Annotated in this window: 24 protein-coding genes; 12 read left to right on the top strand and 12 right to left on the bottom strand. The window is 72.2% G+C overall.

Going from position 1 to position 22,859, the window contains the following annotated elements:
• Positions 1-62 precede the first annotated feature (62 nt).
• Positions 63-1,562, top strand: coding sequence for an ammonium transporter (locus tag ACLBYB_RS16775; protein ID WP_026604842.1), 1,500 nt, complete (start codon positions 63-65; stop codon positions 1,560-1,562).
• 215 nt (positions 1,563-1,777) lie between these two features.
• On the opposite strand, the gene ACLBYB_RS16770 is transcribed toward ACLBYB_RS16775, so the two are convergent.
• Together ACLBYB_RS16770 and trmD are read right to left on the bottom strand one after the other, a co-directional pair.
• Positions 1,778-2,947 (bottom strand): phosphoserine transaminase, encoded by a 1,170-nt coding sequence (locus tag ACLBYB_RS16770; RefSeq protein ID WP_447699446.1) that lies wholly within the window; start codon positions 2,945-2,947, stop codon positions 1,778-1,780.
• 351 nt (positions 2,948-3,298) lie between these two features.
• Positions 3,299-4,063 (bottom strand): tRNA (guanosine(37)-N1)-methyltransferase TrmD, encoded by a 765-nt coding sequence (gene trmD, locus ACLBYB_RS16765; protein WP_447699445.1) that lies wholly within the window; start codon positions 4,061-4,063, stop codon positions 3,299-3,301.
• 75 nt (positions 4,064-4,138) lie between these two features.
• On the opposite strand from trmD, the gene ACLBYB_RS16760 reads away from it, so the two are divergent.
• Entirely contained in the window at positions 4,139-4,861 is a 723-nt protein-coding gene (locus ACLBYB_RS16760; protein ID WP_447699444.1) for a class I SAM-dependent methyltransferase, read from the top strand.
• Between the two features lie 7 nt (positions 4,862-4,868).
• Here the strand turns inward: ACLBYB_RS16760 and ACLBYB_RS16755 are convergent, their stop codons facing one another.
• Both ACLBYB_RS16755 and ACLBYB_RS16750 read right to left on the bottom strand, forming a co-directional pair.
• Positions 4,869-5,906, bottom strand: a complete 1,038-nt coding sequence (locus ACLBYB_RS16755; protein ID WP_447699497.1) for an aromatic ring-hydroxylating oxygenase subunit alpha — start codon at positions 5,904-5,906, stop codon at positions 4,869-4,871.
• A gap of 426 nt (positions 5,907-6,332) precedes the next feature.
• Positions 6,333-6,962 (bottom strand): ATPase, encoded by a 630-nt coding sequence (locus tag ACLBYB_RS16750; RefSeq protein ID WP_100251408.1) that lies wholly within the window; start codon positions 6,960-6,962, stop codon positions 6,333-6,335.
• A 300-nt stretch (positions 6,963-7,262) separates the two neighbouring features.
• Between ACLBYB_RS16750 and ACLBYB_RS16745 the strand changes: the two genes are divergently transcribed.
• Genes ACLBYB_RS16745 through rimM form a run of 5 tightly spaced genes read left to right on the top strand, consistent with a single transcriptional unit; the run spans position 7,263 to position 10,466 of the window.
• Entirely contained in the window at positions 7,263-7,481 is a 219-nt protein-coding gene (locus ACLBYB_RS16745; RefSeq protein WP_026604841.1) for a glutathione S-transferase, read from the top strand.
• An 18-nt stretch (positions 7,482-7,499) separates the two neighbouring features.
• Positions 7,500-9,059, top strand: coding sequence for a signal recognition particle protein (gene ffh, locus ACLBYB_RS16740; RefSeq protein ID WP_042675612.1), 1,560 nt, complete (start codon positions 7,500-7,502; stop codon positions 9,057-9,059).
• On the top strand, positions 9,056-9,388 hold the full coding sequence (locus ACLBYB_RS16735; protein ID WP_012320554.1) for a chorismate mutase: 333 nt from the start codon (positions 9,056-9,058) through the stop codon (positions 9,386-9,388). The genes ffh and ACLBYB_RS16735 overlap by 4 nt, the downstream gene beginning before the upstream one ends.
• Positions 9,389-9,395: 7 nt before the next feature.
• Positions 9,396-9,758 (top strand): 30S ribosomal protein S16, encoded by a 363-nt coding sequence (gene rpsP / locus ACLBYB_RS16730; protein WP_020092607.1) that lies wholly within the window; start codon positions 9,396-9,398, stop codon positions 9,756-9,758.
• Between the two features lie 12 nt (positions 9,759-9,770).
• Entirely contained in the window at positions 9,771-10,466 is a 696-nt protein-coding gene (gene rimM, locus ACLBYB_RS16725) for a ribosome maturation factor RimM (protein ID WP_447699443.1), read from the top strand.
• 68 nt (positions 10,467-10,534) lie between these two features.
• Here rimM and ACLBYB_RS16720 read toward each other — a convergent pair whose 3' ends face one another.
• On the bottom strand, positions 10,535-12,214 hold the full coding sequence (locus ACLBYB_RS16720) for a DHA2 family efflux MFS transporter permease subunit (RefSeq protein ID WP_447699442.1): 1,680 nt from the start codon (positions 12,212-12,214) through the stop codon (positions 10,535-10,537).
• Positions 12,211-13,488, bottom strand: coding sequence for an HlyD family secretion protein (locus ACLBYB_RS16715; RefSeq protein ID WP_447699441.1), 1,278 nt, complete (start codon positions 13,486-13,488; stop codon positions 12,211-12,213). Before ACLBYB_RS16715 ends, ACLBYB_RS16720 begins: the two co-directional genes overlap by 4 nt.
• 194 nt (positions 13,489-13,682) lie before the next feature.
• Here ACLBYB_RS16715 and ACLBYB_RS16710 point away from each other — a divergent pair, with 194 nt between their 5' ends.
• Positions 13,683-14,345, top strand: a complete 663-nt coding sequence (locus ACLBYB_RS16710) for an HdeD family acid-resistance protein (protein ID WP_447699440.1) — start codon at positions 13,683-13,685, stop codon at positions 14,343-14,345.
• A gap of 160 nt (positions 14,346-14,505) precedes the next feature.
• Complete coding sequence (locus ACLBYB_RS16705; protein WP_447699439.1) at positions 14,506-16,965, top strand: PBP1A family penicillin-binding protein; 2,460 nt, start codon at positions 14,506-14,508, stop codon at positions 16,963-16,965.
• Between the two features lie 4 nt (positions 16,966-16,969).
• Here ACLBYB_RS16705 and ACLBYB_RS16700 read toward each other — a convergent pair whose 3' ends face one another.
• The gene (locus ACLBYB_RS16700; protein WP_447699438.1) at positions 16,970-17,398 is read right to left on the bottom strand and encodes a DUF1810 domain-containing protein; all 429 of its coding nucleotides are present in this window, start codon (positions 17,396-17,398) and stop codon (positions 16,970-16,972) included.
• Between the two features lie 114 nt (positions 17,399-17,512).
• Between ACLBYB_RS16700 and ACLBYB_RS16695 the strand changes: the two genes are divergently transcribed.
• Complete coding sequence (locus ACLBYB_RS16695) at positions 17,513-17,893, top strand: hypothetical protein (RefSeq protein WP_447681644.1); 381 nt, start codon at positions 17,513-17,515, stop codon at positions 17,891-17,893.
• Here the strand turns inward: ACLBYB_RS16695 and ACLBYB_RS16690 are convergent.
• On the bottom strand, positions 17,880-18,149 hold the full coding sequence (locus tag ACLBYB_RS16690; RefSeq protein WP_091926206.1) for a hypothetical protein: 270 nt from the start codon (positions 18,147-18,149) through the stop codon (positions 17,880-17,882). The genes ACLBYB_RS16695 and ACLBYB_RS16690 overlap by 14 nt on opposite strands.
• Before the next feature lie 206 nt (positions 18,150-18,355).
• Here ACLBYB_RS16690 and ACLBYB_RS16685 point away from each other — a divergent pair, with 206 nt between their 5' ends.
• Both ACLBYB_RS16685 and pcaD read left to right on the top strand, forming a co-directional pair.
• Complete coding sequence (locus ACLBYB_RS16685; RefSeq protein WP_020092598.1) at positions 18,356-18,628, top strand: DUF2061 domain-containing protein; 273 nt, start codon at positions 18,356-18,358, stop codon at positions 18,626-18,628.
• 89 nt (positions 18,629-18,717) lie between these two features.
• Positions 18,718-19,515 carry a 3-oxoadipate enol-lactonase gene (gene pcaD / locus ACLBYB_RS16680; RefSeq protein ID WP_427508669.1) on the top strand — a complete coding sequence of 266 codons (798 nt, stop codon included), beginning with the start codon at positions 18,718-18,720 and terminating at the stop codon, positions 19,513-19,515.
• A gap of 57 nt (positions 19,516-19,572) precedes the next feature.
• Here the strand turns inward: pcaD and ACLBYB_RS16675 are convergent, their stop codons facing one another.
• From ACLBYB_RS16675 to ACLBYB_RS16660, 4 genes are all read right to left on the bottom strand, one after another.
• A complete protein-coding gene (locus ACLBYB_RS16675) occupies positions 19,573-19,884 on the bottom strand; it encodes a hypothetical protein (protein WP_447699437.1) in 312 nt (103 codons plus the stop codon).
• Between the two features lie 313 nt (positions 19,885-20,197).
• Positions 20,198-20,611, bottom strand: coding sequence for an EF-hand domain-containing protein (locus ACLBYB_RS16670; RefSeq protein ID WP_447699436.1), 414 nt, complete (start codon positions 20,609-20,611; stop codon positions 20,198-20,200).
• A 194-nt stretch (positions 20,612-20,805) separates the two neighbouring features.
• Positions 20,806-21,051, bottom strand: a complete 246-nt coding sequence (locus tag ACLBYB_RS16665; RefSeq protein WP_447699435.1) for a hypothetical protein — start codon at positions 21,049-21,051, stop codon at positions 20,806-20,808.
• A 98-nt stretch (positions 21,052-21,149) separates the two neighbouring features.
• A complete protein-coding gene (locus ACLBYB_RS16660; RefSeq protein ID WP_447699434.1) occupies positions 21,150-22,769 on the bottom strand; it encodes an ABC transporter substrate-binding protein in 1,620 nt (539 codons plus the stop codon).
• Between the last annotated feature and the right edge of the window lie 90 nt (positions 22,770-22,859).

Raw genomic sequence — 22,859 nt, 5'->3', positions numbered from 1 at the left:
GGGCCCGCCGATCCCCAGACCTCCTGAAACACTACGGACTTGAGACCGGGAGCCACGTGCCCATGAAACTTCGTCATGCCCTCATGCTCGGCTTGGGAGGGGCGGCGATCGCCGCCCTCCTGATCGAGCCGTCCCTCGCGCAGACCCCGACACCGGAAGCCGCCTCGCCGCCGCCCTCGCCGATCCCCAACAAGGGCGACACGGCCTGGATGCTGATCTCGTCGGCCCTGGTGCTGATGATGAGCATCCCGGGCCTCGCGCTGTTCTACGGCGGCCTCGTGCGCACCAAGAACATGCTGTCGGTGCTGACCCAGGTGTTCGCGATCGTGTCGATCGTCGGCCTGCTCTGGGTGTTCTACGGCTACAGCCTCGCCTTCACCAGCGGCGGCGGCCTCAACGACTTCGTCGGCGGCCTCTCGAAGGCCTTCCTGAAGGGCGTCGACGCGAACTCGACGGTCGCGACCTTCTCGAACGGCGTCGTGATCCCGGAATACGCCTATCTGTGCTTCCAGATGACGTTCGCCATGATCACGCCCGCGCTGATCGTCGGCGCCTTCGCCGAGCGGATGAAGTTCTCCGCACTGGTGGTGTTCACGATCCTCTGGGTCACGATCATCTACTTCCCGATGGCCCACATGGTCTGGTACTGGGCCGGCCCGGACGCCGTCGGCAACGCCGCGAAGGCGCTGGCCGCCGCCACCGACGACGCCTCGAAGGCGACCGCCCAGGCGGCCCTCGACGCGGTCAACAAGGATGCCGGCTTCCTCTTCCAGAAGGGCGCCCTCGACTTCGCCGGCGGCACGGTCGTGCACATCAACGCGGGCATCGCCGGCTTCGTCGGCTGCCTGATCATGGGCAAGCGCATCGGCTACGGCCGCGACCTGCTCGCCCCGCACTCCCTGACCATGACGATGATCGGCGCCTCGCTGCTGTGGGTCGGCTGGTTCGGCTTCAATGCCGGCTCGAACCTCGAGTCCAACGGCACCGCCGCCCTCGCCATGCTCAACACCTTCGTGGCGACCTGCGGCGCCGCGGTGGCGTGGCTGTTCGCCGAGTGGGCCCTCAAGGGCAAGCCGTCCCTGCTCGGCATGCTGTCGGGCGCGGTCGCCGGCCTCGTCGCGGTCACCCCGGCCTCCGGCTTCGCCGGCCCGATGGGCTCGATCGTGCTCGGCCTCGTCGCCGGCGTGGTCTGCTTCGTGATGTGCTCCACCGTCAAGAACGCGCTCGGCTACGACGACTCGCTGGACGTCTTCGGCGTCCACTGCGTCGGCGGCATCCTGGGCGCGCTGGCGACCGGCATCCTGGTCGACCCGAACCTCGGCGGCGTCGGCATCCCCGACTACACCTCGAAGCCGGGCGAGCTCGCCGTCGGTGCCTACGACATGATGAGCCAGCTCATCGTCCAGGCGGAGGCGGTCGGCCTGACCCTGCTGTGGTCGGGCATCGGCTCGGCGATCCTCTACAAGCTCGTCGACGTGACGATCGGCCTGCGCGTCACGCAGGAGGAGGAGCGCGAGGGTCTCGACATCGCCGATCACGGCGAGCGCGCCTACAACTACTGAGACGGACGGCGCGGCCCCGCGGGGCCGCGTCTCCCGAACGAGAAAACCCCGGCTCCGCGAGGACCGGGGTTTTCTGTCGCGTCAGGCCGTCATCGCGAGCGCAGCGAAGCGGCCCAGGGCAACGCTGCGGCTGGACGTGGTGCGCTGCCCTGGATTGCTCCGCTCCGCTCGCAAGGACGATGTGGGGCGGCGATCGGGCATCGACCCCGAAGCATCTACGCCGCCCGCGTCAGCGCCGCCTTCTCCTCCGCGAAGGCCCAGTCGAGCCAGGGCGTCAGCGCTTCCAGATCCGAGGTCTCCACGGTGGCACCGCACCAGATCCGCAGGCCCGCCGGGGCGTCGCGGTAGGCGCCGATGTCGAGGGCGACGCCCTCGCGGTCGAGGCGCTCGACGATCCCCGCCGCGAAGGCCGAGACCGCCGCGTCGCCGCGGGCGAGCACGTCCGGATCGGCGATCACGAGGCAGACGCCCGTGTTCGAGTAGGTCGCGGGATCGGCGGCCAGCGGCGCGATCCAGGGCGTGCGCGCGACCCAGTCGTAAACGACCTTCGCGTTGGCGTCGGCCCGCGCGTGCAGCGCCTTCAGGCCGCCGATCCGCTCGGCCCAGTCCAGGGTGTCGAGGTAGTCCTCCACGGCCAGCATCGAGGGCGTGTTGATCGTGTCGCCCTTGAAGATGCCCTCGATCAGCTTCCCGTCCTTGGTGAGGCGGAAGATCTTCGGCAGGGGCCAGGACGGCGTGTGGCTCTCCAGCCGCGCCACGGCGCGGGGCGAGAGGATCAGCATGCCGTGCGCTGCCTCGCCGCCCATCACCTTCTGCCAGGAGAAGGTCACGACATCGAGCCTGTCCCAGGGCAGGGGTTGGGCGAAGGCCGCCGAGGTCGCGTCGCAGATCGTCAGGCCCTCGCGGTCGGCCGCGATCCAGTCGCCGTCCGGCACCTTCACGCCGGCCGCGGTGCCGTTCCAGGTGAAGACCACGTCGCTGTTCTTCGTGTCGATCGCCGCGAGGTCCGGCAGGATCCCGTAGGGCGTCTGGTGAATGCGCGGCGCGATCTTGAGCTGCTTCAGCGCGTCCGTGACCCACTCCTTGCCGAACGCCTCCCAGGCGGCGACCTCGACGGGCTTCGGCCCGAGCATCGTCCACATCGCCATCTCGACGGCGCCGGTGTCGGAGGCCGGCACGATGCCGATCCGGTAGTCGGACGGCACCTGCAGGACCGTGCGGGTCAGGTCGATCGCCCGGCCGAGCTTGGCCTTGCCGAGGGGGGAGCGGTGCGACCGGCCGAGGGCGGCGTCGGCCAGCGCGGCCGGGGTCCAGCCGGGGCGCTTGGCGCAGGGGCCGGAGGAGAAGTGGGGCACGCGCGGGCGCTGCGTGGGGTGGCTGGTCATGGCGGATCCATCCTTGCAGAGGGCCGCGCTCCCGGGGGAGGCGCGTCCCGGCTCGCGCATGCGCCGAAACCGGCCGGCTTGCAAGCGCCTGTCCCGGCGGCAGTCTTCGCGGCGCTGCCCCCGGTCGGGACAGGGCCTCGGGCGGCGGGGAACAGTCGATTAATCCCGGCCCGTTAGCCTTAATGAGGTGCCGCGTAGCGTTTGAGGTGCGCCGATGAATTTCCACAGCGCCGCGATATTGGCGGTCTGGTCCGTTCTACTCTTGGTTATTGGGGCCTTAATTCCCCGCCTCCTGCAGGCGAGCCGGACACCGCGGCTGGTGCCGCAGCCGCTGCGGCTCGACCCGCCGGATTACGACCGCGACGGCCCGGTGATCGACCTCGAGCCGGCCTGACCGGGGCCGTCCCCGGGGCGCAGGTCCGGGCGCCGCTCGGCGGTGATCCGCTCGGCCTCCGCCCGCCGCCAGCGGGCGATGGCGGCGTGGTTGCCGCCGGAGAGGACGTCCGGGATCGCGCGGCCCTCCCAATCGCGGGGGCGCGTGTAGTGCGGGTACTCGAGGAGCCCGCCCTCGAAGCTCTCCTCGACGCCGGATTCCACCTTGCCCATCACGCCGGGCAGGAGGCGCACGCAGGCGTCCAGAACCACCAGCGCGGCGATCTCGCCGCCGGACAGCACGTAGTCGCCGATCGAGACCTCCTCCAGGCCGCGCCCGGCGATCACGCGCTCGTCGACGCCCTCGAAGCGGCCGCAGACGATCAGCGCGCCCGGACCCGCCGCGAGGTCGCGCACCCGGGCCTGGGTGAGTGGCCGGCCGCGGGGCGACATCAGCAGGCGCGGGCGCGGGTCGTCGGCCCCGGTCGCGGCGTCGAGGGTCGCGGCGTCGATGGCGGCGCCGAGCACGTCGCAGCGCAGGACCATCCCGGCCCCGCCGCCGGCCGGCGTGTCGTCCACCGAGCGGTGGCGGCCGAGGCCGTGCGCGCGGATGTTGCGGGCCTCCAGGGTCCAGTCGCCCCGCGCCAGGGCGTCGCCCGACAGGGACACGCCCAGCGGGCCCGGGAACATCTCCGGGTAGAGGGTGAGGATCGTGGCCCGCCAGGGCGTGTCCGCGCGCGTCATGGCGCTTGATGGCGCGCGGGGTGCGGCACGGTCAACGGGCCCGGCACCGCCGGCGCGCCCCGCGGGTTGTCGGCCATGATCCGCGCCCTCACCCTTCTCGCCACCGCCGCCCTCGCCGGCCCGGCCCGCGCCGCCGAGCCGCTGGCGCCCGCGGGCGCGCCCGCCGCCGCCTTCCCCAGGCCCGACCGGCCCGTGGCCGAGATCGTCGCGCCGCGCTGGTCCTCGGAGGCCGAGCGCGACCGGGCCGGCGAGTTCGAGCAGGTGGCCGAGGGGATGGGCATCGCGCCCGGCGAGACGGTGGCGGATATCGGCGCCGGCAGCGGCTACTACGCGGTGCGGTTGAGCCCCCGGGTCGGGCCGCGGGGCCGCGTGCTCGCCGAGGACGTGACGCCGTCCTACCTGGCGGTCTTAGAGAAGCGGGTGAAGGCGCTCGGGAACGTCACGGTCGTGCGCGGCGAGCCGCACGACCCGCGCCTGCCCGCGGGCTCGGTGGACGCGGCGATCCTCGTCCACATGTACCACGAGATCACCCAGCCCTTCGGCCTGCTCCACAACCTCGCCGCCGCGATGCGCCCGGGCGCCCGGGTCGGGATCGTCGACGCCGACGCGATCCCGTCGCGGCACGGCACGCCGCCGGCGCTCCTGCGCTGCGAGCTCGCCGCCGCGGGCTACCGGGAGACCGGCTTCCGGCCGCTCGCGGACGGGGCCTACCTGGCAATCTTCGCGGCGCCCGCGCCGGAGGCGCGCCCGAGGCCGGAGACGATCCGGCCCTGCCGCGACGACGCGACGGCGCGGTAGAAGTGGCTCAGGATCGCCAGCGCAGCTCGCGGCGCTCCAGCGGGTTGACGAACGGGCGCCCGTCGCGGGCCGATTCCAGGGCCTCGCGCTTCAGCCGGAAATACCACTGCGAGGGCAGGTCGCCCTGGCCGAACAGCACCATGGTGGGCTTGCGGTCGAGCCCGTCCTGCGCGTGCTGGAGCACCTGCTGGTCCTGGGTCAGGAACTGCCGCATCAGCGGGCGCGCGACCGGCTTGAGCAGGTTCAGGGCCGGCATGCTCCAGTAGAGGGCGTTGGTGAGCAGCGTCCGGTCCGGCGTCAGCGGCGTCGCGAAGGTGTAGTTCGCCACCCGCTTCGCCCCCGCGCGGATGCGCTCCAGGCGCACGCCGGGCAGGCGGAACTCGATCTCGACCTCGGGGATGCCGCCGAGCAGGCGGTAGACCGGCGAACTCGTCGTGGTGGCGTGGCTCGTCATCACGAAGCCGTGCGGCACCGGCTGGAAGGTCTTCACCTTCTCGCGGAGCTGCTTCGACGGCCGGAACCACCACGAATCGTGGACGAAGGCGACGTGCCCGGGATCGACGAGGCTCAGCGTCGTCAAGTCGAAGGAGGCCTCGACCTCCAGCTCGACCACGAGGGAGCCGGCCGGCTCGAACTCCAGCGCCGGCACCTCCGGCACCGCGCCCGCGGCCGGGCCGAGATGCGGGTTGACCCAGAGGAAGCCGGCGCTCTCCCGCACGGGGAAGCGCTGCACCTGGATGCGCGAGAAGTCGGCGGCGTCGTGCTCCGACAGGGTCGGGACGTCGCGGCAGCGCCCGTCGGTGCCGAAGCGCCAGCCGTGGAACGGGCACATCAGGGTGTCGCCGTCGAAGCGGCCCTTCGACAGGGCCATGCCGCGGTGGGGGCAGCGGTCGCGCAGCGCGAAGGGCGCGCCGTCGGGGGCGCGGCCCAGGACGATCTGCTCGCCGTTCAGCGCCACGGCCCGCAGGGCCGACCGGCCGCCCGCCCTGCCGAGGCTCCGGGACTGCCCGACGCAGTACCACGCGTTGCCGAGCGGCTGGCGCATCGCGTCGGGATCGAGCGCGGCCTCGTCGGCAGGGCGCGGCGGGTTGGCGAAGGGCGCGTTCAAGGCGGTTCGGGCAGACCTCGGGGCGCCCGTCATACGCCCGGCTGCCGGGACGGGGAAGCGCCGGGCTGGGGAGGACAAACGGGCGCAGGCGCGGGGCTTCACAAGCCGGGCGCGGCCACCTACCTTCGCCTCACCCGCAACCAACGAAAGGAGGTGATCCAGTGTCTCATTGTCATCAGCCGTGTGTCTCGGCTCATCGGACCTGGACCGTCGCCTCCGGCGCGTCGCTCTAAGACGCGTCAGAGACCCGATCTCGGGACAGTTCCGCCGGACAACACGGTTCGGCAATGGAAGGGCCACCCTCTCGGGTGGCCCTTCGGCGTTTCAGGGTCCGGACATGCGGTCGGCGCCGCACAGCGCCGCTCAGCGCCGCTGGGACTGGAACAGCGGCTGGGCCAGCGCCTCGGTCCGGGCGCGCCACAGGTCGCGCTCCTCGCGCAGGGCGTCGCGCTCGCCGGCCAGGGTCAGCCGCTCGGCCCGCAGGGCGTCCCGCTCGGCGATCGCCCGGTCGCGCTCGGCGCGCAGCTCCTCGCGCTCGGCCCGGAAGCGCTCCCGCTCGCCGCGGAACTCCTCGCGCTCGACGCGGACGTCCTCCTGCTCGGCCCGGAGATCCTCCAGGGAGCCGATCTCGTCGCGGATATGCTCGCGGAGCGTCCGGATCTCGTCGGCCAGGATGGCCTGCAGCTCGTCCTGGCGCTCGGCCTCGACGCGGAGCCGGGCCTTCAGCATCAGGTTCTCGGCCATCAGCTCGGCGATGTCGGGATCCTCGGCCGCGGCCCGCGGCGCCTCGGGGGCGGGGACGACGCGGGGCGACCACGCCGTCTCCCCGCCGCGCGGCCGCTTCGCCTCGGGCAGGGTCTCCTCGGGCCGGGTATCGCCGCGGGCCTCGGCCGGCGCCTGGGCCTTCATCGCCGTCAGCCAGTCGCGGAGCGGACCGGTCGCGGGAAAGCTGCCGGACTCGGTCGGCGAGTGAGAGCGGGCGGGTTCCGACATCGGCGGGCGTCCTGATCGAATATGGCCCGAAGACAATCCCAACATGCTTAACGATCGGTAAAAGTTAACACCGATCGGCGGCCCGTTTCGGCACCGCCGCGGCGCCGGCCGGGCCGAAAAATTGACTTTCCGGCCGGCTGCCGCTACGCCCCGGCCTCCCGATCCGTAGCAGATCGACCGATGCCAAGCCGACCGGTCCCGCGAGGCCGGAGGTCAACGCCCGACAGCGCGTCCGCGCCCTCGGGCGCGATGGGCGTTGGCCGATATGCGAGGACGGGATCCGCCGGCCGAGGCACCCGCATGACGCGAGATCAAGAAGCGTTGAAGATCGAGGACGCGATCAACGAGACCTGCCCGTGGTCGGGCAAGCCGATCTCGGCGGACTCGCTGACGCTCTACAACGGCGCCGTGGTGGGCTTCTGCAACCCGGACTGCCGGGACAAGTTCGCCAAGGCCGTGCGCGGCTTCGAGGCCGCCCTCCAGGCGCGCCGCGTCGAGCGCGCCGGGCTCGAGCAGTAACGGCGGGGCGTCAGGAACATGTTCGAAGGCCTGTCCGACCGCCTCTCCGGCATCCTCTCGGGGCTCACCCGTCGCGGTGCCCTGACCGAGGCCGACGTCACCGCCGCCATGCGCGAGGTGCGTCGCGCCCTGCTGGAGGCCGACGTCGCCCTCGAGGTGGTCCGCGGCTTCACCGACCGGGTGAAGGAGAAGGCCGTCGGCGCCGTCGTGCTCAAGTCGGTGACGCCCGGCCAGATGGTCGTGAAGATCGTCAACGACGAGCTCGTGGCGATGCTCGGCACCGACGCCGAGACCGTTGATCTCAACGCCCCCGCCCCGGTGCCGATCCTGATGGTCGGCCTGCAGGGCTCGGGCAAGACCACGACCACCGCCAAGATCGCCCGGCGCCTCTCCGACCGCGAGAAGCGCAAGGTCCTGCTCGCCTCGCTCGACACCCGCCGCCCGGCCGCCATGGAGCAGCTCGCGGTGCTGGCCAAGCAGGTCGGCGTGGAGAGCCTGCCGATCATCGCCGGCCAGTCGGCGGTGCAGATCGCCAAGCGCGCCATGGACGCGGCCCGCCTCGGCGGCTTCGACGTGGTGATGCTCGACACCGCCGGCCGCACCACGGTGGACGAGGGCCTGATGGCCGAGGCCGCCGAGGTGAAGGCCGCGACGAGGCCCCACGAGGTGCTGCTCGTCGCCGACGCGCTCACCGGCCAGGACGCGGTCAACACCGCCCGCGCCTTCGACCAGCGGCTCGGCGTCACCGGCATCGTGCTGACGCGTATGGACGGCGATTCCCGCGGCGGCGCGGCGCTGTCGATGCGCGCCGTCACCGGCAAGCCGATCAAGCTCGTCGGCGTCGGCGAGAAGGTCGACGCGCTGGAGGAGTTCCACCCGGCCCGCGTCGCCAACCGCATCCTCGGCATGGGCGACATCGTCTCGCTCGTCGAGAAGGCCGCCGAGACCATCGACCACGAGCAGGCGCTCCGCACCGCGGAGAAGATGCGCAAGGGCAAGTTCGACCTCGAAGACTTGTCCATGCAGCTCGCCCAGATGGAGAAGATGGGCGGCATCGGCGGCCTGATGGGCATGCTGCCCGGGATGGGCCAGATCAAGAAGCAGGTCGAGGGCGCCAACCTCGACGAGAAGATGTTCAAGCGCCAGCGGGCGATCATCTCGTCGATGACCCCGCAGGAGCGGAAGAATCCCGACCTCCTCAAGAACAGCCGCAAGAAGCGCATCGCGGCGGGCTCGGGGGTCGACGTCTCGGAGATCAACAAGCTCCTGAAGATGCACCGGACCATGGCCGACATGATGAAGGCGATGGGCCAGGGCAAGCGCGGGATCGGGCAGGCGCTCGGCTCGATGTTCGGCCTCGGTGGCGGGATGGGCGGTGGAATGCCCGGTCTCCCGCCCGGCATGCCGGAGCCGACGCCGGAGCAGATCGCGCAGCTCGAGAAGCAGTTCGGCGGCAAGCTGCCGCCGATGCCGCCGGGACTGGGCGGGGGCGGGATGCCCAAGCTTCCCGGACTTCCGGGCCTCGGCGGCCCGAAACTGCCGGGTCTCGGTGGGTTCATGCCGGGGAAGAAGAAATGAGCGTGCTCGCGGCCCAGGCCGTCGATCCCGAACTCGCGCGCCTGCGGGACAGCATCGACAATTTCGATGCGGCGCTGATCCACCTCCTCGCCGAGCGTTTCCGCTGCACGCAGCGGGTCGGCGAGCTCAAGGCCCGAAAGGGGATCCCCCCTTCCGATCCGGACCGGGAGGCCCGTCAGGTCGCCCGGCTCCGCAAGCTCGCGGTCGAGGCCAAGCTCGACCCCGACTTCGCCGAGAAGTTTCTGGCCTTCGTGGTCAAGGAAGTCATTCGGCACCACCAGTCGATCAAGGCGGACCACGAGTCCCAGATCGAGCAACAGCGAAAGTAGTCAGACCATGGCCCTCAAGATCCGTCTCACCCGCGGCGGCGCCAAGAAGCGCCCCTACTACCGCATCGTCGTCGCCGACGCCCGCGCCCCGCGCGACGGCCGCTTCATCGACAAGGTCGGCGCCTACGACCCGATGAAGGCCAAGGACGATCCGGCCCGCATCGTGCTCGACAACGAGAAGATCCAGAGCTGGCTCGCCAAGGGCGCGCAGCCGACCGACCGCGTCCTGCGCTTCCTCGACCAGGCCGGCCTCGCCAAGCGCCCGACCCGCAACAACCCGCAGAAGGCCGAGCCGGGCGAGAAGGCCAAGGAGCGCGCCGCCAAGCGCGCCGAGAAGGCCGCCGCTCCCGCCGAGGACGCCGCCGCGTAAGGCGCACCGGTCATGGCGCGCCGCCCCGCAGGTCCCACCTCCCGCGACGGCGGCCGCCGAGGCCGCACGAGCTCGGCGATCGGCAAGATCGCGCCCGACGCGGCGACCTCGCCCAAGGCGCCGGCCCCCAAGCCGGCGCCCCGGCCCGCGCCGCCCGATCCGAACCTCGTCCTGCTGGGCGAGTTCGGGCGGGCGCACGGCCTCACCGGCGAGGTCCGGCTCAAATCCTACACCGGCGATCCGCAGGCGATCGCCGGCTACGGAACGCTCCAGACGGCCGACGGCCGGATGCTGACCCTCGCCGATGTGCGTCCCGCCCCCGGCCCGTCGCCCGACATGCTGATCGCCCGGGTCAAGGGCGTCTCGGGCCGCAGCGCCGCGGAGGCGCTCAACCGCGTCGCCCTGTACGTTCCCCGCGACCGTCTGGCCGCGCCCGAGGACGACGACGAGGTCTACGCCGCCGACCTGATCGGCGCCGCGGCGGTGGACGAGGCCGGGACCCTCGTCGGGACGATCGTGGCCGTGCCGAATTACGGCGGCGGCGACCTCCTGGAACTGCGCCCGCCGAACGGCGGCGCCACCGCGCTCCTGCCCTTCACGAAGGCCTTCGTGCCGGTCCTCGACGTGGCGCAGCGCCGCGTCACCGTGGTCGCGCCGGAGGACCTGTTCGCGGCGCCGGGTGAGAAGCCCGCCGACGATCCGGGCTAGGGACGGCGGTCGGTCCGCGCGCCGGCGGCGCGTCCGGAGTCCGGACGGCGCCCTGGCCGCGACCGCCCTCAATGCCCCCCGGCCGGCGCCCCGCCGCCGAGCTTGACGCTCTTCAGGCTCAGGGCCAGCGGGACCGCGCAGGCCGCGACGAGGCCGAGCACCCAGAACACGTCGATATAGGCCCAGTAGGCCACCTGCGTGCTGAGGACGCTCCCGATCCACGCCGTCGCCTGGTTCTGGGCCTCGATCCCGGCGTAGCCGTGCTCGGAGAAGTACTGCGTCGCCTGCCGCATGGTCTCCTGATAGGCCGGTGAGGCCGGGTTGACGCTCTCCACGAGGCGGCTCTGATGGAACTGGCTCCGGTAGGCCAGGATGTTCTGCGCCAGCGAGACGCCCATCGAGCCGCCGACGTTGCGGGCGACGTTGATCAGCGCCGAGGCCTGATCGGTCTGGTCCTTGCGGATCCCCTCGTACGAGGCCGAGGTGATCGACAGGAACACCATCGGCAGGCCGATGCCGATATAGACCCGCGACCACGCGAAGAACGCGAAGGTCGTGCTGCCGTCGATCCGCGTCAGGTCGTACATCCCCAGCGCCACGATGGTCATGCCGGTGGCGATCAGCCATTTCGGCTGGACGAAGGACGAGATCCGGCCGGTGAGGAACATCATCACCACCGTGACGATGCCGCCCGGGCCGAGGACGAGGCCCGACAGGGTGGCGGTGTAGCCGTAATATTCCTGCGTGATCTGCGGGATGAACTGCGTGGTGGCGATCAGGATCGCCCCGGTGAACATCATCACCAGGAAGCACGAGCCGAACTGCCGGTTGCCGATGAGGCGGAGGTCGACGGCCGGGTTCTCGCGGGTCAGCAGCCACGGGATCATGGCGATGAACGAGACGACCATCAGCACGCCGGACACGTTCATCAGCGTCGAGGTGCCGAACCAGTCCTTCCGCTGGCCCTCGTCGAGGATCACCTCCAGCGAGCCGAGGAACAGGGCGACCAGCACGAAGCCGACGATGTCGAAGCGGATGCCCTTGCGCACCAGGGCGCGGCGCTCCTTCTTGGCCGCGTCGCTGTCCTCGATCAGCCAGTACATCAGCCCGAGGGCGATCACGCCCACCGGCCCGTTGATCAGGAAGCACCAGTGCCAGGAGGCGTTGTCGGAGAGCCAGCCGCCCAGCGTCGGGCCGATCACCGGCGCCACCACGATGGCGACCCCGTAGAGCGCGAAGGCCTGGCCGCGCTTCGCCGGCGGGAAGGAATCGGCCAGGATCGACTGCGCGAGCGGCGCCATGCCGCCGCCGCCGAGCCCCTGCATCACCCGGAACAGCAGCAGCGATTCCAGGCTCCAGGCGAAGCCGCACAGGATCGACGAGACGGTGAACAGCGCCACCGACCACATGAAGAACGCCTTGCGGCCGTAGCGCTTGGCCAGGAAGCTCGACGCCGTGAGCGTGATCGCGTTGGCGACGAGGTAGCTCGTCACCACCCAGGCCGCCTCGTCCGGACCGACCGCGAGGCCGCCCGAGATGTAGCGCAGGGCCACGTTGGCGATGGTGGTATCGAGCACCTCCATGAAGGTCGCCAGCGCGACCACGCCGGCGATCAGCCACGGATTGTGGCCGCCCGGCGCCTTCCCGGACGCGGCCCTGCCGCCTGCCGCCTTGCCGCCTGCCGCCTTGCCCGCACCCGGCCTGCGCCCCGGCGCGGCCGCGCTCCCCCGGCCGGCCACGGCGCTCACCGCACCGTGACGGTCGGGACGATCGACATGCCCGGGCCGATCGACACGTCCGTCGGCCAGGTCTTGACCACGATCTTCACCGGGATGCGCTGGGTCACCTTCACGTAGTTGCCGGTGGCGTTCTGCGCCGGCAGCAGGCTGAAGGCCGTGCCCGAGCCCGGCTGCACCGAGGCCACCGTGCCCTGGATCTTGCGGCCGGGATACGCGTCGATCTCGATGTCGACCGGCTGGCCCGGCCGCATGTCGGTGATCTGCGTCTCCTTGAAGTTCGCCGTCACCCAGATGTCGTCGGGCACGAACATCGCCAGGGTCTGGCCGGCCTGGGCGAGCTGGCCGACGCCGCCGGTGAGCCGCACGACGCGGCCGGCCTGCACGGCGCGGACCGTCGTGTAGCCGAGGTTCAACTCGGCCTGCTCGACCTGCGCCCGGTCGCGGCCGAGCTGCGCCTGGGTCGAGGCCTTCTGGGCCTGGAGCGAGCCGACCTGCTTCTGCGCGGCGACCACGCTGGCATTGGCGCTCTGGACCGCCGCCTGCCGCTGCTGCAGCGTCGAGGTCGCCGACTGCGACTGCTGGACCGAGCCGGAGCCGCGCTCGGCGAGGTCCTTGTAGCGGGCCGCGTCCTCCTGGGCGAACTTCAGCGCCGCCTCGGCGGTGGCGACCTGCGCCTTGGACACCTCGATGTTGGCGTACTGCGCCTGGATCTGAGCGTCGATGTTCTTGATGCCGGCCTCGTCGGCGGCGACCTGCGCCTTCGCCTGATCGAGGGCGATGGCGTAGTCGCGCTGGAAGACCTGGAACAGGATCTGGCCGGCCTCGACGTGCTGGTTGTCGGTGACCGGCACGTCCACGAGGTAGCCGCCGACCTTCGGCTGGATCGAGATGCTGCGCGCGTCGACGAAGGCGTCGTCGGTGCTCTCGTAGGGGTGCATGTAGAGCAGCCAGTAGAAGAACACGCCGACGCAGAGCGCGACGACCGCAAGCCCGCCGAGCAGGAACGCGAGCGGGTGGCGCCGCAGGATGCTCGGGCGCCGCGCCTCGTCCCCGTCGTCGTCGGAATCCGCCGCGTCGTCGTCGGCCTGCCCGTCCTGCGCCTCGGGCGCGCCGTCGGCCTCGTCCGCGCCGGGCTTGCGCGCGGTCTCGCGCTCGGTCTCGAGGTCCGCGGCCGGCCCGGCGCGGTTGAGATCGAGCACGTCGCGCTCGCGCGCGACGGCCCGGCCGTCGGCCGGCCGCGGGCGCGCCTCGTCCTCGGAGAGGTGCCGCTGATCGTCGAACATGGAAAGTCGTCGCCCGATGGGCCGGCCACCCGGGGGTGACCGGGCTTGTCGCATCGCCCGCCTCAGGCAGCAAAAGCCGGCCGCAGGCCCAAGGTTCCACGCGCGGATCAGTCCGCCTAGGAACGCATGCCGCACTGCGGCGTTCTGCGCCCGGAACCTTTGCCGTTCCCGGCCTCAAGGCCCAGGAGTTCGCCATGATCAGCAGCCCATCCCCGACGCCGAACCGCCCCGGTTCCGGCCCCGCGACCACCCCCTCCGGCATCCCGCTCGTCGGCGCGGCGCGCCTCGACGCCATGAGTGCGGCCCTGGCGCGGAACTGGTGGCTCGTCGCCCTGCGCGGCGTCATCGCGGTCCTGTTCGGGGCGGTCGCGTTCATCGCGCCGGGCGCCTTCGTGCTGTCCCTGGTCCTGTTCTTCGCCGCCTACATGCTCGTCGACGGCGTCGTCGCCGTCGTCGGCGCGGTCCGGGCCGCGCAGCGCCACGAGCGCTGGGGCTTCATGCTGGTCGAGGGCCTCGTCGACATCGTGGTGGGCGTCGCCGCGGTCCTGGTGCCGGCCGCCGCCGTCTGGGCGTTCGTGCTGCTGCTCGCCGCGTGGGCGCTGATCACCGGCGGCCTGATGATCGCCGCCGCCTTCCGCCTGCACCTCCATTACGGGCGCTGGTGGCTGGGCCTCGGCGGCGCCGTGTCGATCCTCTTCGGCCTCGCGCTGCTCATCAACCCGGGCATGTCGGCCCTGGTGCTGACCTGGTGGATCGGCTCCTACACCTTCGCCTTCGGCATCCTCCTGCTGATCCTGGCCTTCAAGCTGCGCGCCCAGCACGGCGCCGTCGGTCCGGGAGCGTCGCTCGGCCGGTGAGCCGGCCGGGACCGGATCGGACCCCGTGGCCCGATCCACACGGTGGCGGCGCGATCGACGCGCCACCCGTCCCGCGACCCCGCGGCTGCGGGACACCGCGACGGATGCGGCTTAGAAGGCTCGGTCGGCCGGATCGGCCGGTCCCGGAACACGCACCACGATGACGCCCGACGCGCCGGAACGCGCCCCGGCCGACGGGCCGAAACCGCCGAAGCCGGACCCCGCCGCCGACGCCCCGGACCCGCGGCTCGCCGCCCGGGAGGCCGGGCGGGCCGCGCGCGACCTCACGCGCCATCTCCGGACCCTCCTCGCCGCGGCCGGGCTCGGCCTCGCGCGGACCGGCCGGGCCCTGTCGGCCCGCGCGGCGGAGCGCGCGTCGCGGGCGCGACGGGCACCGGCGGAGCGCCCGCCCGCCGTCGAGGAGACGGACGCGCGCGCCCTGAACCGGCGTTCCCAGCCGATCCTCGGCCGCCGGCACCCGGCCCTGCTCGCCGCAGCCCTGGTGGTCCTGCTGCCGGCCCTGGCGCTGGCGATCTACCTGTTCGCGGCCTTCGTGAGCCTGCCGCCGCTGGGCGGCGCCGTGGTCGAGACCGGCCAGCGGGCGATCACCGTCGAGGCCGACGACGGCCGGGTCTTCGCCACCCGCGGCAGCTTCCGCGGCCAGAAGCTCACCGCGGCCGACCTGCCGCCGCACCTCGCCCAGGCGATCGTGGCGATCGAGGACCGCCGCTTCTACAGCCACTGGGGCATCGACCTGCGTGGCCTCGCCCGGGCGGCGTGGCGCAATCTCCGCGGCGGCGGCGTGCGCGAGGGCGGCTCGACCATCACCCAGCAATATGTCCGCCTGACCTCCCTCAACCAGGAGAAGACGCTCTGGCGGAAGGTGCAGGAAGCCTTCCTGGCGCTGCGGGTCGAGACGACCATGAGCAAGGACGCGATCCTGCTCGGCTACCTCGACTCCGCGTATTTCGGCGCCGGCGCCTATGGGGCGGACGCGGCGGCGCGGCGCTACTTCGGCAAGCCCGCCAAGGCGCTGAACCTGCCGGAATCGGCGATGCTGGCCGGTCTGGTGCGGGCGCCCTCGCAGCTCGCCCCGACCCGCAACCTCGGCGGCGCCAAGGAGCGCGCCGACGTGGTGCTCCAGGCCATGGTCGAGACCGGCGCGATCTCGCAGGCCGAGGCCGACGCCGCGCGCAAGCAGAGCGTGACCCTGAAATCGCCCCCCGAGGCGCCGCCCGGCACCAACTACTTCCTCGACATGATCGCGGGCGACGTGAAGCGCCTCGCCGGCACCGACGGCGACATGACGGTGCGCTCGACCCTCAACCTCGACCTGCAGAGCCTCGCCGAGGGCGTCGTGGCCCGCCGCCTCGACAAGGACGGCGCCCGCCGCAAGGTCGGCCAGGCCGCCATGGTGGTGCTGTCGAAGGAGGGCGCGATCCTCGCCATGGTCGGCGGCCGCGACTACGAGGACAGCCAGTTCAACCGCGCCGTCCAGGCCAAGCGCCAGCCCGGCTCCCTGTTCAAGCTCCTCGCCTACCTGACGGCCTACGAGAAGGGCTACACGCCGGAATCCGTGATGGTCGACCGCCCGGTCCAGATCGGCGACTGGCAGCCCGAGAACGACGACGGCCGCTACCGGGGGCCCGTGCCCCTGCGGACCGCCTTCGCGCTCTCGATCAACACCGTGGCGGCCCAGCTCGGGCAGGATGTCGGCATCCCGGCGGTGATCGCCACCGCCCGCAAGCTCGGGATCCAGTCGGACCTGCCCAACGTGCCGAGCCTCGTCCTCGGCTCGGGCGCCGTGAGCCTCCTGGAGATGACCCGCGCCTACGGCTCGGTCCTGTCCGGGCGCACCCCGCTCCAGTCCTACGGCATCCAGGCGATCCGCGGAGCCGCGCCGCAGCCGCTCTACGTCCGCACCGACGCGGCCCCGGGCCCGATGCTGGCGCAGGAGCCGCGCACCATGATGCTCGACTCGCTGCAGGCGGTGGTGGAATCCGGCACCGGCCGCGCCGCGCGGGTGCCCGGCCAGATCATCGGCGGCAAGACCGGCACGAGCCAGGATTTCCGCGACGCGTGGTTCGTCGGCATGACCCCCGACCTCGTGGTCGGGATCTGGGTCGGCAACGACGACGACAGCCCGATGAACCGCATGTTCGGCGGCGAGATGCCGGCCGGGATCTTCCACGACTTCGTCCAGCGGGCCGCCGAGAAGCTCGCGAAGGGCAAGGCCCGCCCCTCGGCGGAGCGGGCCGAGCCGGCCCGGACCGCCGCCGCGCCCGCGGCCGAACCGGTCGCGGCCGGCGAGATCCGCGGCGTGCCGGAGGTGATCGATACCGGCACCCTCAACCTGCGCGGGCGGGTCGTGCGCCTCCTCGGCGTGGTCGGCGAGCGCGGCCATCTCGCCCGCCAGCTCGCCAGCTACCTGCGCCGCCGCGAGGTGGTCTGCACCGGCCTGTCCGACGGGGCCACGGCCCGCTGCCGCATCGAGGGCGACGACCTCGCCGGGCTGATCCTGGCGGCGGGCGGCGCCCGCGCCTCCGAGGACGCCCCGCCGGACCTCCTGGGCGCGGAGGAGCAGGCGCGCGCCGAGCGGGTCGGCCTGTGGGGCCGGTGAGGGCCTAGCCCGTCCCGAGCTTCGCCAGCGTCCGCGGGTCGGGGACGCCGTCGAAGTAGCGCGCCAGCGCGTCGGCGAAGACCGGCTCCTCCGGCACGGCGCGGGCGAACAGCGTCATGCTGGAGCGGAACTTCAGATCGTCGGGCGAGCCGAAGATCGCGTGGGCCGAGCGCCCGGCGACGGCGTTGACGGCCGCCGTGCAGGCGCGCAGGCGCCCGCCGAGCACCGGGTGCGCCGCGTAGGCCTGCGCCTCCGCGAGAGACCCGATGGCGTAGCGCTGCGCCATCGGGCTCGCGCCGAGCCCGGCGATCTGCGGGAAGATGAACCACATCCAGTGGCTGCGCTTGTCGCCGGCCTGCAACTCCGCCAGGGCGCGCCCGTAGACGCCCTCCTGCGCAGCGACGAAGCGGCCGAGGTCGTAGGTGTCGCTCATGCGCGGCTCCGTTGTTCCGGTCCCGCACCGTCAACCGCGCGGCGGCCGCCGGGGGTGCAGGCGCGGGGCCGGAGTGCCGCTGACGCCGCGCCGGGATTGGTGTAAGCGCCGCCCATGCTCGGAACGCTCGTCGCCTTCATGGTCGCGAACCCGGCGATGAGCCACGCCCTGACGGCGATCCCCGAGACCGCCGGAATGGCGGCCGTTCTGCTCCTGCTGCGCAGTCCCCGACCGGAAGGCGTCGCGGCGCTCGTGGTCTCGACCTACTATTACGGCCGCGAGGCCGGGCAGCGGGAACACGCCCTCAAGCACGCGGGCTGGGACGCCGTTCAGGCGCATCTCGGCGCCGAGTTCCTGTACGGCTGGTCCCTGCCGAACCTGCAGCAGTGGGTGGCGCCGACCTGCGCGGCCTGGGCAGTCGCGGCCGCGATCTATCTGGTCCGGTCGCGGATGGCGCGGGCGGCTCCGCCGGGTGCCCGGCTCAGGCGCGGGTGAACGGTCCGTCCGACGGCCCGATCTCGCTCCGGTCCCCGAGGAGCCGCCGGCCCGAGGCGATGATCTGGACCGTCTCGCGGCTGGAGCACTGGCGCCGCGCCAGGGCCTCCAGGTCGCGCAGGTAGTCGATGACGGGACCACGCTGCTTGTCGGCTCGGCCGATCACCGGCTCGACCTTGGCGGTCACGAGGCCGCCGACCGTGTCCCAGAACTCCGCCGGTCGGATCGCGGCGTCGCCCATCGCAGGCTCGTGCATCCCCGGTCTCCTCTGTGCTCGCACCGCTCTTGTCGAGCGTTTCGGCCGCCCGCGCATTCACCCATGTTGAAGACGCTCCTCCGGAGCGCGGGGCTCGCGGCATCGTCATCCGCGCGCCGGGCGATCCGGCGGGGCAGCATCCGGTGCGCCGCCCCATAATGGACCGTGCCACCGCGCGCGTTTCGGATCGACCGCAGGGAGCCCGCATGCCCGCCGACGACGTCCCAACCCGCGATGCCCGCGCACCCGAGCCCGCACGGACGCGAGCGCCCCCGGCCGGGGAGAGCCGCCTCCGCTCGATCGCCAAGGCCGTGAGCTGGCGCGTCGTCGGGAGCCTCGACACGCTGCTGCTGTCCTATCTGTTCACCGGCAGCGTGCTGGTCGCCGGATCGATCGCCTCGACCGAGACCGTGACCAAGACCGTGCTGTACTACCTCCACGAGCGCGGCTGGGGCCTGATTCCCCTCGGTCGCGCCTGAGATCCGTCCGGGAGGCCGCGTTGCCCGCCAGCTCCGCCCCGCCGCCCGGCGGCGTGACATCCTCGAGAGCCTGGATCGGAGAGAGCCGCATGCCGCAGATCACCGTCGGAGGACTCGGCCTCCGCTACCACCTCGAGGGCCCGGAGGACGCCCCGGTCGTCGCCTTCTCGAACTCGCTGGGCGCGACCCTGGAGATGTGGGACGCGCTGGTGCCCGCGCTGACGGGGCGTTACCGGACGCTGCGCTACGACACGCGCGGCCACGGCGGGTCGGAGACGCGCGACCGGCCGGTCGCGATCGCGGATCTGGCCGGCGATCTCGCGGGCCTTCTGGACGCCCTCGGCATCGGACGCGCCCATCTCGTCGGCCTCTCGCTCGGCGGGATGACCGTGCAGGCGCTGGCGAGCGCCGATCCCGGACGCGCGCTCAGCGCCACCCTGATGGCGACGGCGGCCTTCCTGCCGAGCCTGCAGAGCTGGGACGAGCGCGCCGCGACCGTGCGCGCCCAGGGGACGGCGGCCGTGGTCGAGGCGACGCTGGGGCGCTGGTTCACGCCGGGTTTCGCGGAGCGCGCCCCCGAGACGGTGCGGGCTGTCCGCGAGCGATTCCTGGCCTGCGATCCGGCCGGCTACGCGGTGTGCTGCGGGGCGATCGGGCGCATGGATCTCCGTCCGGCGCTCGGAGCCATCACCGCGCCGACCCTGGTGATCGCCGGCCGCGACGATCCCTCGACGCCCCCGGCCATGGCCGAGGAGATCTGCGGCGGCATCGCCCAGGCCGAACTCGTCGTGCTGCCCCGGGCGGCGCACCTGCTCGCCGTCGAGCGCGCCGAGGCGGTCGGCGGCTACCTGCGCGCCTTCCTCGACCGCGCCGCGCCGGGCGCGTAGGCGGGCCGCGGCGGCGCCGTCCCGTCAGTCGCCCGAGCGTTCGGGACTGCGGCCGCTTCAGTGGCAGGCGATCCCGACATCGGCGGGCGACATCTCGCGCGCCAGGCGCCGCCCGGTCCGCAGCAGCGCCTGCCCGAGCAGCGATACGGTCAGCGCGTCGCCGTCCTGCTCGGCCAGTCGATAGGCCGCGAGCAGGGCGTCGCCGAGATCGCCGAGCGTTGCCGTCGGCTCCGCGTCCGCGCGCTCCGGCCGGCTCCCGGCAATCCGGTCGCGTCCGTCCGCCGCCGCGCCGTGCGGTCCCTCGGTCAGCGCGACCGGTCTCGCGCGGCGTCTCGCGTTGCCGTCGTCCTCTGGTGAGCCGTTCCGCATCGTCTTGGTCCCTCAACCACCTCGAGGGTGCACCTACAGGTTGCGGACCGTCAACTCCCTCGGATCGCGCCCGGCGAGCGGTCGAGCGTCGCAGCCGCCGCGGCGGTCGGACTGGGTGTCGGACGTTCCGCCGGCGCGGGAGCGGCCGGAGCCCGCAGAACAATCGCCGCGATCCACAACTTTTACGTGCAGGTCCCATGGATCGGCGCGTCCGGGCGAAGGTTCAGGGTCGCCATCAACGCAGCAAGGCCCCCGCGGTCAGCGCCGCGGAGGCCTCGCTCATCCACGCTCCATCAGGAGCGCGCGGACGGTTTTACTTGATGAGGGCCAGGAGAGCCTTGCCGGCCTTGGAGTTCAGCTCCTTGGCGTCGAGGGTGCCGTCGTTGTCCGGGTCGGCCAGCTTGAAGCGCTCGCCGACGGCCGCGAGGTACTCCTTCTTGTCGAGGGTGCCGTCGCTGTCCGGATCGGCCTGCTTCACGCCGGAGGCGCTCAGGCGGCCCTTCAGCTCCTTGGCGTCGAGGGTGCCGTCGGCGTCCTTCTCGAGACGGTCGAAGGTCGCCGAGGCCACCGCCTCCACTTCCTTCATGTCGATGGTGCCGTCGTTGTCGGTGTCGATCATCTTGACGGCGCTCGCCCCGCTCATCGGCTTGGCGAAGGCGGCCGGAGCGGAGAGGCCGCACACCGCGAGGGTGACCGCCGCGAAGCCACTGATGAAACGTGAGGTCATTGCCAGATGCTCCCGAAATTTGATGCTCGATCTTCCTAGTCTCCGACTCACTGTGCCGCAAGTGCGAAATTCGACCCTGTGGGTTGCGTGCTGTCCCGGGCCGCGCTTCGGAGACGCGGCATAGAAAAAGGGGCCGGCGCGAGCCGACCCCCGAAGAGAGCGCACAATCGCCGACAGGCGATTCGCGTGGTGATTCAGTATCCGTAGCCGCGCCGCGTCACCGGGCGGTCGTCGTCGAACCGCTGGCGCCGGTAGAGACGATCCTCGTCATAGACGCGGTCGCGCCGATACTCTTCGCGGCGGAAGTCGCGATCCCGCTGGGCGCGGGAGCGCAGGTCGACGCTCGGCCCGTCGGGACCGATATCGATTCGCTGCGCCGCAGCGGGGACGACGCTCGTCAGGGAGGCGGCTAGGACGGCGCCGGCGAGCAGGGTCTTCATGGGACTCTCCTTCGTGCGTTCGGGGTCCAACCCGTCCTCGCGCCGATCGTTCCCGATGTTCTCCCGTTCTTCCCGGAGCCGACACAGATCCGGGCTGATCAGGCGAGCGTCGCCAGGTCCTGAAACCAGTGCTGCGCCTGGACGTAGTTCTTCACCCGCGACGACAGAGCGTGCGGATTGGTGTCGTGAACGACCCAGACCTGCACGGCATCGTCGACGACGATTTCGTGGATGCGCGCGAGCAGCCGGTTCTGCTCGGCCACGTCGAGGCTCGCCTTCACCTTGTCGCAGAGGGCGTCGACCTCGGGATTGCGGTAGTGGCTCCAGTTCACGCCGTTCGGCGCGATCTGCCGCGAATCGTAGAAGCGCAGGATCGCGTAGAACGGGTCGGAGGTGACGTAGGCGATGTTGCCGGCGCTGACGCCCTTGAGGCTCGGATCCGCGGCGCCCTGGCGCCACGCCGTGTAGGCCACCTCCAGCTCCACGGTCTTGAACGCCACCTGGATGCCGACCTCGGCCCAGCTCTGCTGGACGAACTCGTTGATCGGGAGCGACAGCATCTGCCCGGTGCCGCCGGTCGGGATCAGGACCGTGGCCTTCACGGGGTTCTTCACCGAGTAGCCGGCCTCCTCGACGAGCTTGCGCGCCGCCTCGACGTCGGTCCGGATCTTGAAGCCCGGCTTGCCGAACCACGGGCTCGACTCCTGGACCTGACCGACGGCGGGCTGGGCGAGGCCGCCCATCAGCTCGACGACGCCCGCGCGGTCGATGGCGAGGTTGACGGCCTTGCGCAGGCGCAGGTCGCGCCAGGGCGAGCCCTCCACCATCGACAGGTGGTAGTTCCAGACATGGGGCGTCTCGTTGCCCACGACCCGCATGCCGGCGGCCTTCAGGCGCGGCACCGCGTCGGGCGCGGGCGTCTCGATCAGGTCGACGCTGCCGGACAGGAGCGCGTTCACCCGGGCGAGGTCCTCGGGCACGCAGGCGAGGGTCAGCTTCGCGAGCTTCGGGACCCGCTTCGGGTTCCAGTAGCCGATGTTCGGCAGCAGCTCGAGGCGCACCCGCGGCACCAGCTGCCCCATCCGGAACGGCCCGGTCCCCGAGGGCTCGAAGGCGAACTTCGCCCAGTCCTTCCCGACCTTCTCGTACTGCGCCGGCGACGAGATCAGGAACCAGAGCATCTGGTAGGGAAACAGGCTGTCGGGCGTCTTGGTGACGACCTGGACGGTCTTGGCGTCGACCTTCCGGTAGCTCGCGACGCCGGGCAGGCGCGGGCGGACCTGGGACGCCTGCCGCTGGTCGAAATGCGGCGCCTCCTTGTTCAGCACCTTGTCGAAGTTCCAGATCACCGCGTCGGCATCGAAGGCCGACCCGTCGTGGAAGGCCACGCCCTCCCGCAGGTGGAAGGTCCAGACCTTGGGGTCGGCCGGGTCGGCCTCCCAGGCGGTGGCGAGGCCGGGCACCATCTTGCCCGGCCGGTCGGCGACGTCGAGTTCCCAGGCGACCAGGGGATCGTAGAGGGTCAGTCCGGTGAACTGGTAGCCGCCCGCGCCCCGGTCCGGCTGGCCGGTCGTGAGCGGCAGGTCGGTCATGGAGATGCCGTAGGTCAGGGTGCCGGGGGCCGCGCCCTGCGCGCCGGCGCGGCCCGCCGCCCCCAGCGCCGCCAGGGCGACGCCCCCGGCCATCAGGGATCGGCGTGTCGGCTTGATCGGGTTCATCGTGTCTCTCGGCTGAAGGCGCGGGCGCCGCACGGAACGGCACCCGCCCTCGGGCGCGCGGCGGCGCGGCCCGGGCCTCCACCCCATGCT

The organism is Methylobacterium sp. D54C (assembly GCF_053345595.1).
The sequence above is the reverse complement of the archived record's forward strand: the minus strand, read 5'-3'. Positions and strand labels throughout refer to the sequence as shown.

Bases quoted from the DNA above. Each gene is read 5' to 3' on its own strand.
- ACLBYB_RS16670 (WP_447699436.1), bottom strand. From the start codon at position 20,611: ATGACCTCACGTTTCATCAGTGGCTTCGCGGCGGTCACCCTCGCGGTG.
- rpsP (WP_020092607.1), top strand. From the start codon at position 9,396: ATGGCCCTCAAGATCCGTCTCACCCGCGGCGGCGCCAAGAAGCGCCCC.
- ACLBYB_RS16735 (WP_012320554.1), top strand. From the start codon at position 9,056: ATGAGCGTGCTCGCGGCCCAGGCCGTCGATCCCGAACTCGCGCGCCTG.
- ACLBYB_RS16750 (WP_100251408.1), bottom strand. From the start codon at position 6,962: ATGTCGGAACCCGCCCGCTCTCACTCGCCGACCGAGTCCGGCAGCTTT.
- ACLBYB_RS16685 (WP_020092598.1), top strand. From the start codon at position 18,356: ATGCCCGCCGACGACGTCCCAACCCGCGATGCCCGCGCACCCGAGCCC.
- ACLBYB_RS16755 (WP_447699497.1), bottom strand. From the start codon at position 5,906: ATGCGCCAGCCGCTCGGCAACGCGTGGTACTGCGTCGGGCAGTCCCGG.
- ACLBYB_RS16770 (WP_447699446.1), bottom strand. From the start codon at position 2,947: ATGACCAGCCACCCCACGCAGCGCCCGCGCGTGCCCCACTTCTCCTCC.
- ACLBYB_RS16775 (WP_026604842.1), top strand. From the start codon at position 63: ATGAAACTTCGTCATGCCCTCATGCTCGGCTTGGGAGGGGCGGCGATC.
- ACLBYB_RS16665 (WP_447699435.1), bottom strand. From the start codon at position 21,051: ATGAAGACCCTGCTCGCCGGCGCCGTCCTAGCCGCCTCCCTGACGAGC.
- pcaD (WP_427508669.1), top strand. From the start codon at position 18,718: ATGCCGCAGATCACCGTCGGAGGACTCGGCCTCCGCTACCACCTCGAG.
- ACLBYB_RS16660 (WP_447699434.1), bottom strand. From the start codon at position 22,769: ATGAACCCGATCAAGCCGACACGCCGATCCCTGATGGCCGGGGGCGTC.
- trmD (WP_447699445.1), bottom strand. From the start codon at position 4,063: ATGACGCGCGCGGACACGCCCTGGCGGGCCACGATCCTCACCCTCTAC.
- ffh (WP_042675612.1), top strand. From the start codon at position 7,500: ATGTTCGAAGGCCTGTCCGACCGCCTCTCCGGCATCCTCTCGGGGCTC.
- ACLBYB_RS16745 (WP_026604841.1), top strand. From the start codon at position 7,263: ATGACGCGAGATCAAGAAGCGTTGAAGATCGAGGACGCGATCAACGAG.
- ACLBYB_RS16710 (WP_447699440.1), top strand. From the start codon at position 13,683: ATGATCAGCAGCCCATCCCCGACGCCGAACCGCCCCGGTTCCGGCCCC.
- ACLBYB_RS16700 (WP_447699438.1), bottom strand. From the start codon at position 17,398: ATGAGCGACACCTACGACCTCGGCCGCTTCGTCGCTGCGCAGGAGGGC.
- ACLBYB_RS16760 (WP_447699444.1), top strand. From the start codon at position 4,139: ATGATCCGCGCCCTCACCCTTCTCGCCACCGCCGCCCTCGCCGGCCCG.
- ACLBYB_RS16690 (WP_091926206.1), bottom strand. From the start codon at position 18,149: ATGCACGAGCCTGCGATGGGCGACGCCGCGATCCGACCGGCGGAGTTC.
- rimM (WP_447699443.1), top strand. From the start codon at position 9,771: ATGGCGCGCCGCCCCGCAGGTCCCACCTCCCGCGACGGCGGCCGCCGA.
- ACLBYB_RS16705 (WP_447699439.1), top strand. From the start codon at position 14,506: ATGACGCCCGACGCGCCGGAACGCGCCCCGGCCGACGGGCCGAAACCG.
- ACLBYB_RS16715 (WP_447699441.1), bottom strand. From the start codon at position 13,488: ATGTTCGACGATCAGCGGCACCTCTCCGAGGACGAGGCGCGCCCGCGG.
- ACLBYB_RS16675 (WP_447699437.1), bottom strand. From the start codon at position 19,884: ATGCGGAACGGCTCACCAGAGGACGACGGCAACGCGAGACGCCGCGCG.
- ACLBYB_RS16695 (WP_447681644.1), top strand. From the start codon at position 17,513: ATGCTCGGAACGCTCGTCGCCTTCATGGTCGCGAACCCGGCGATGAGC.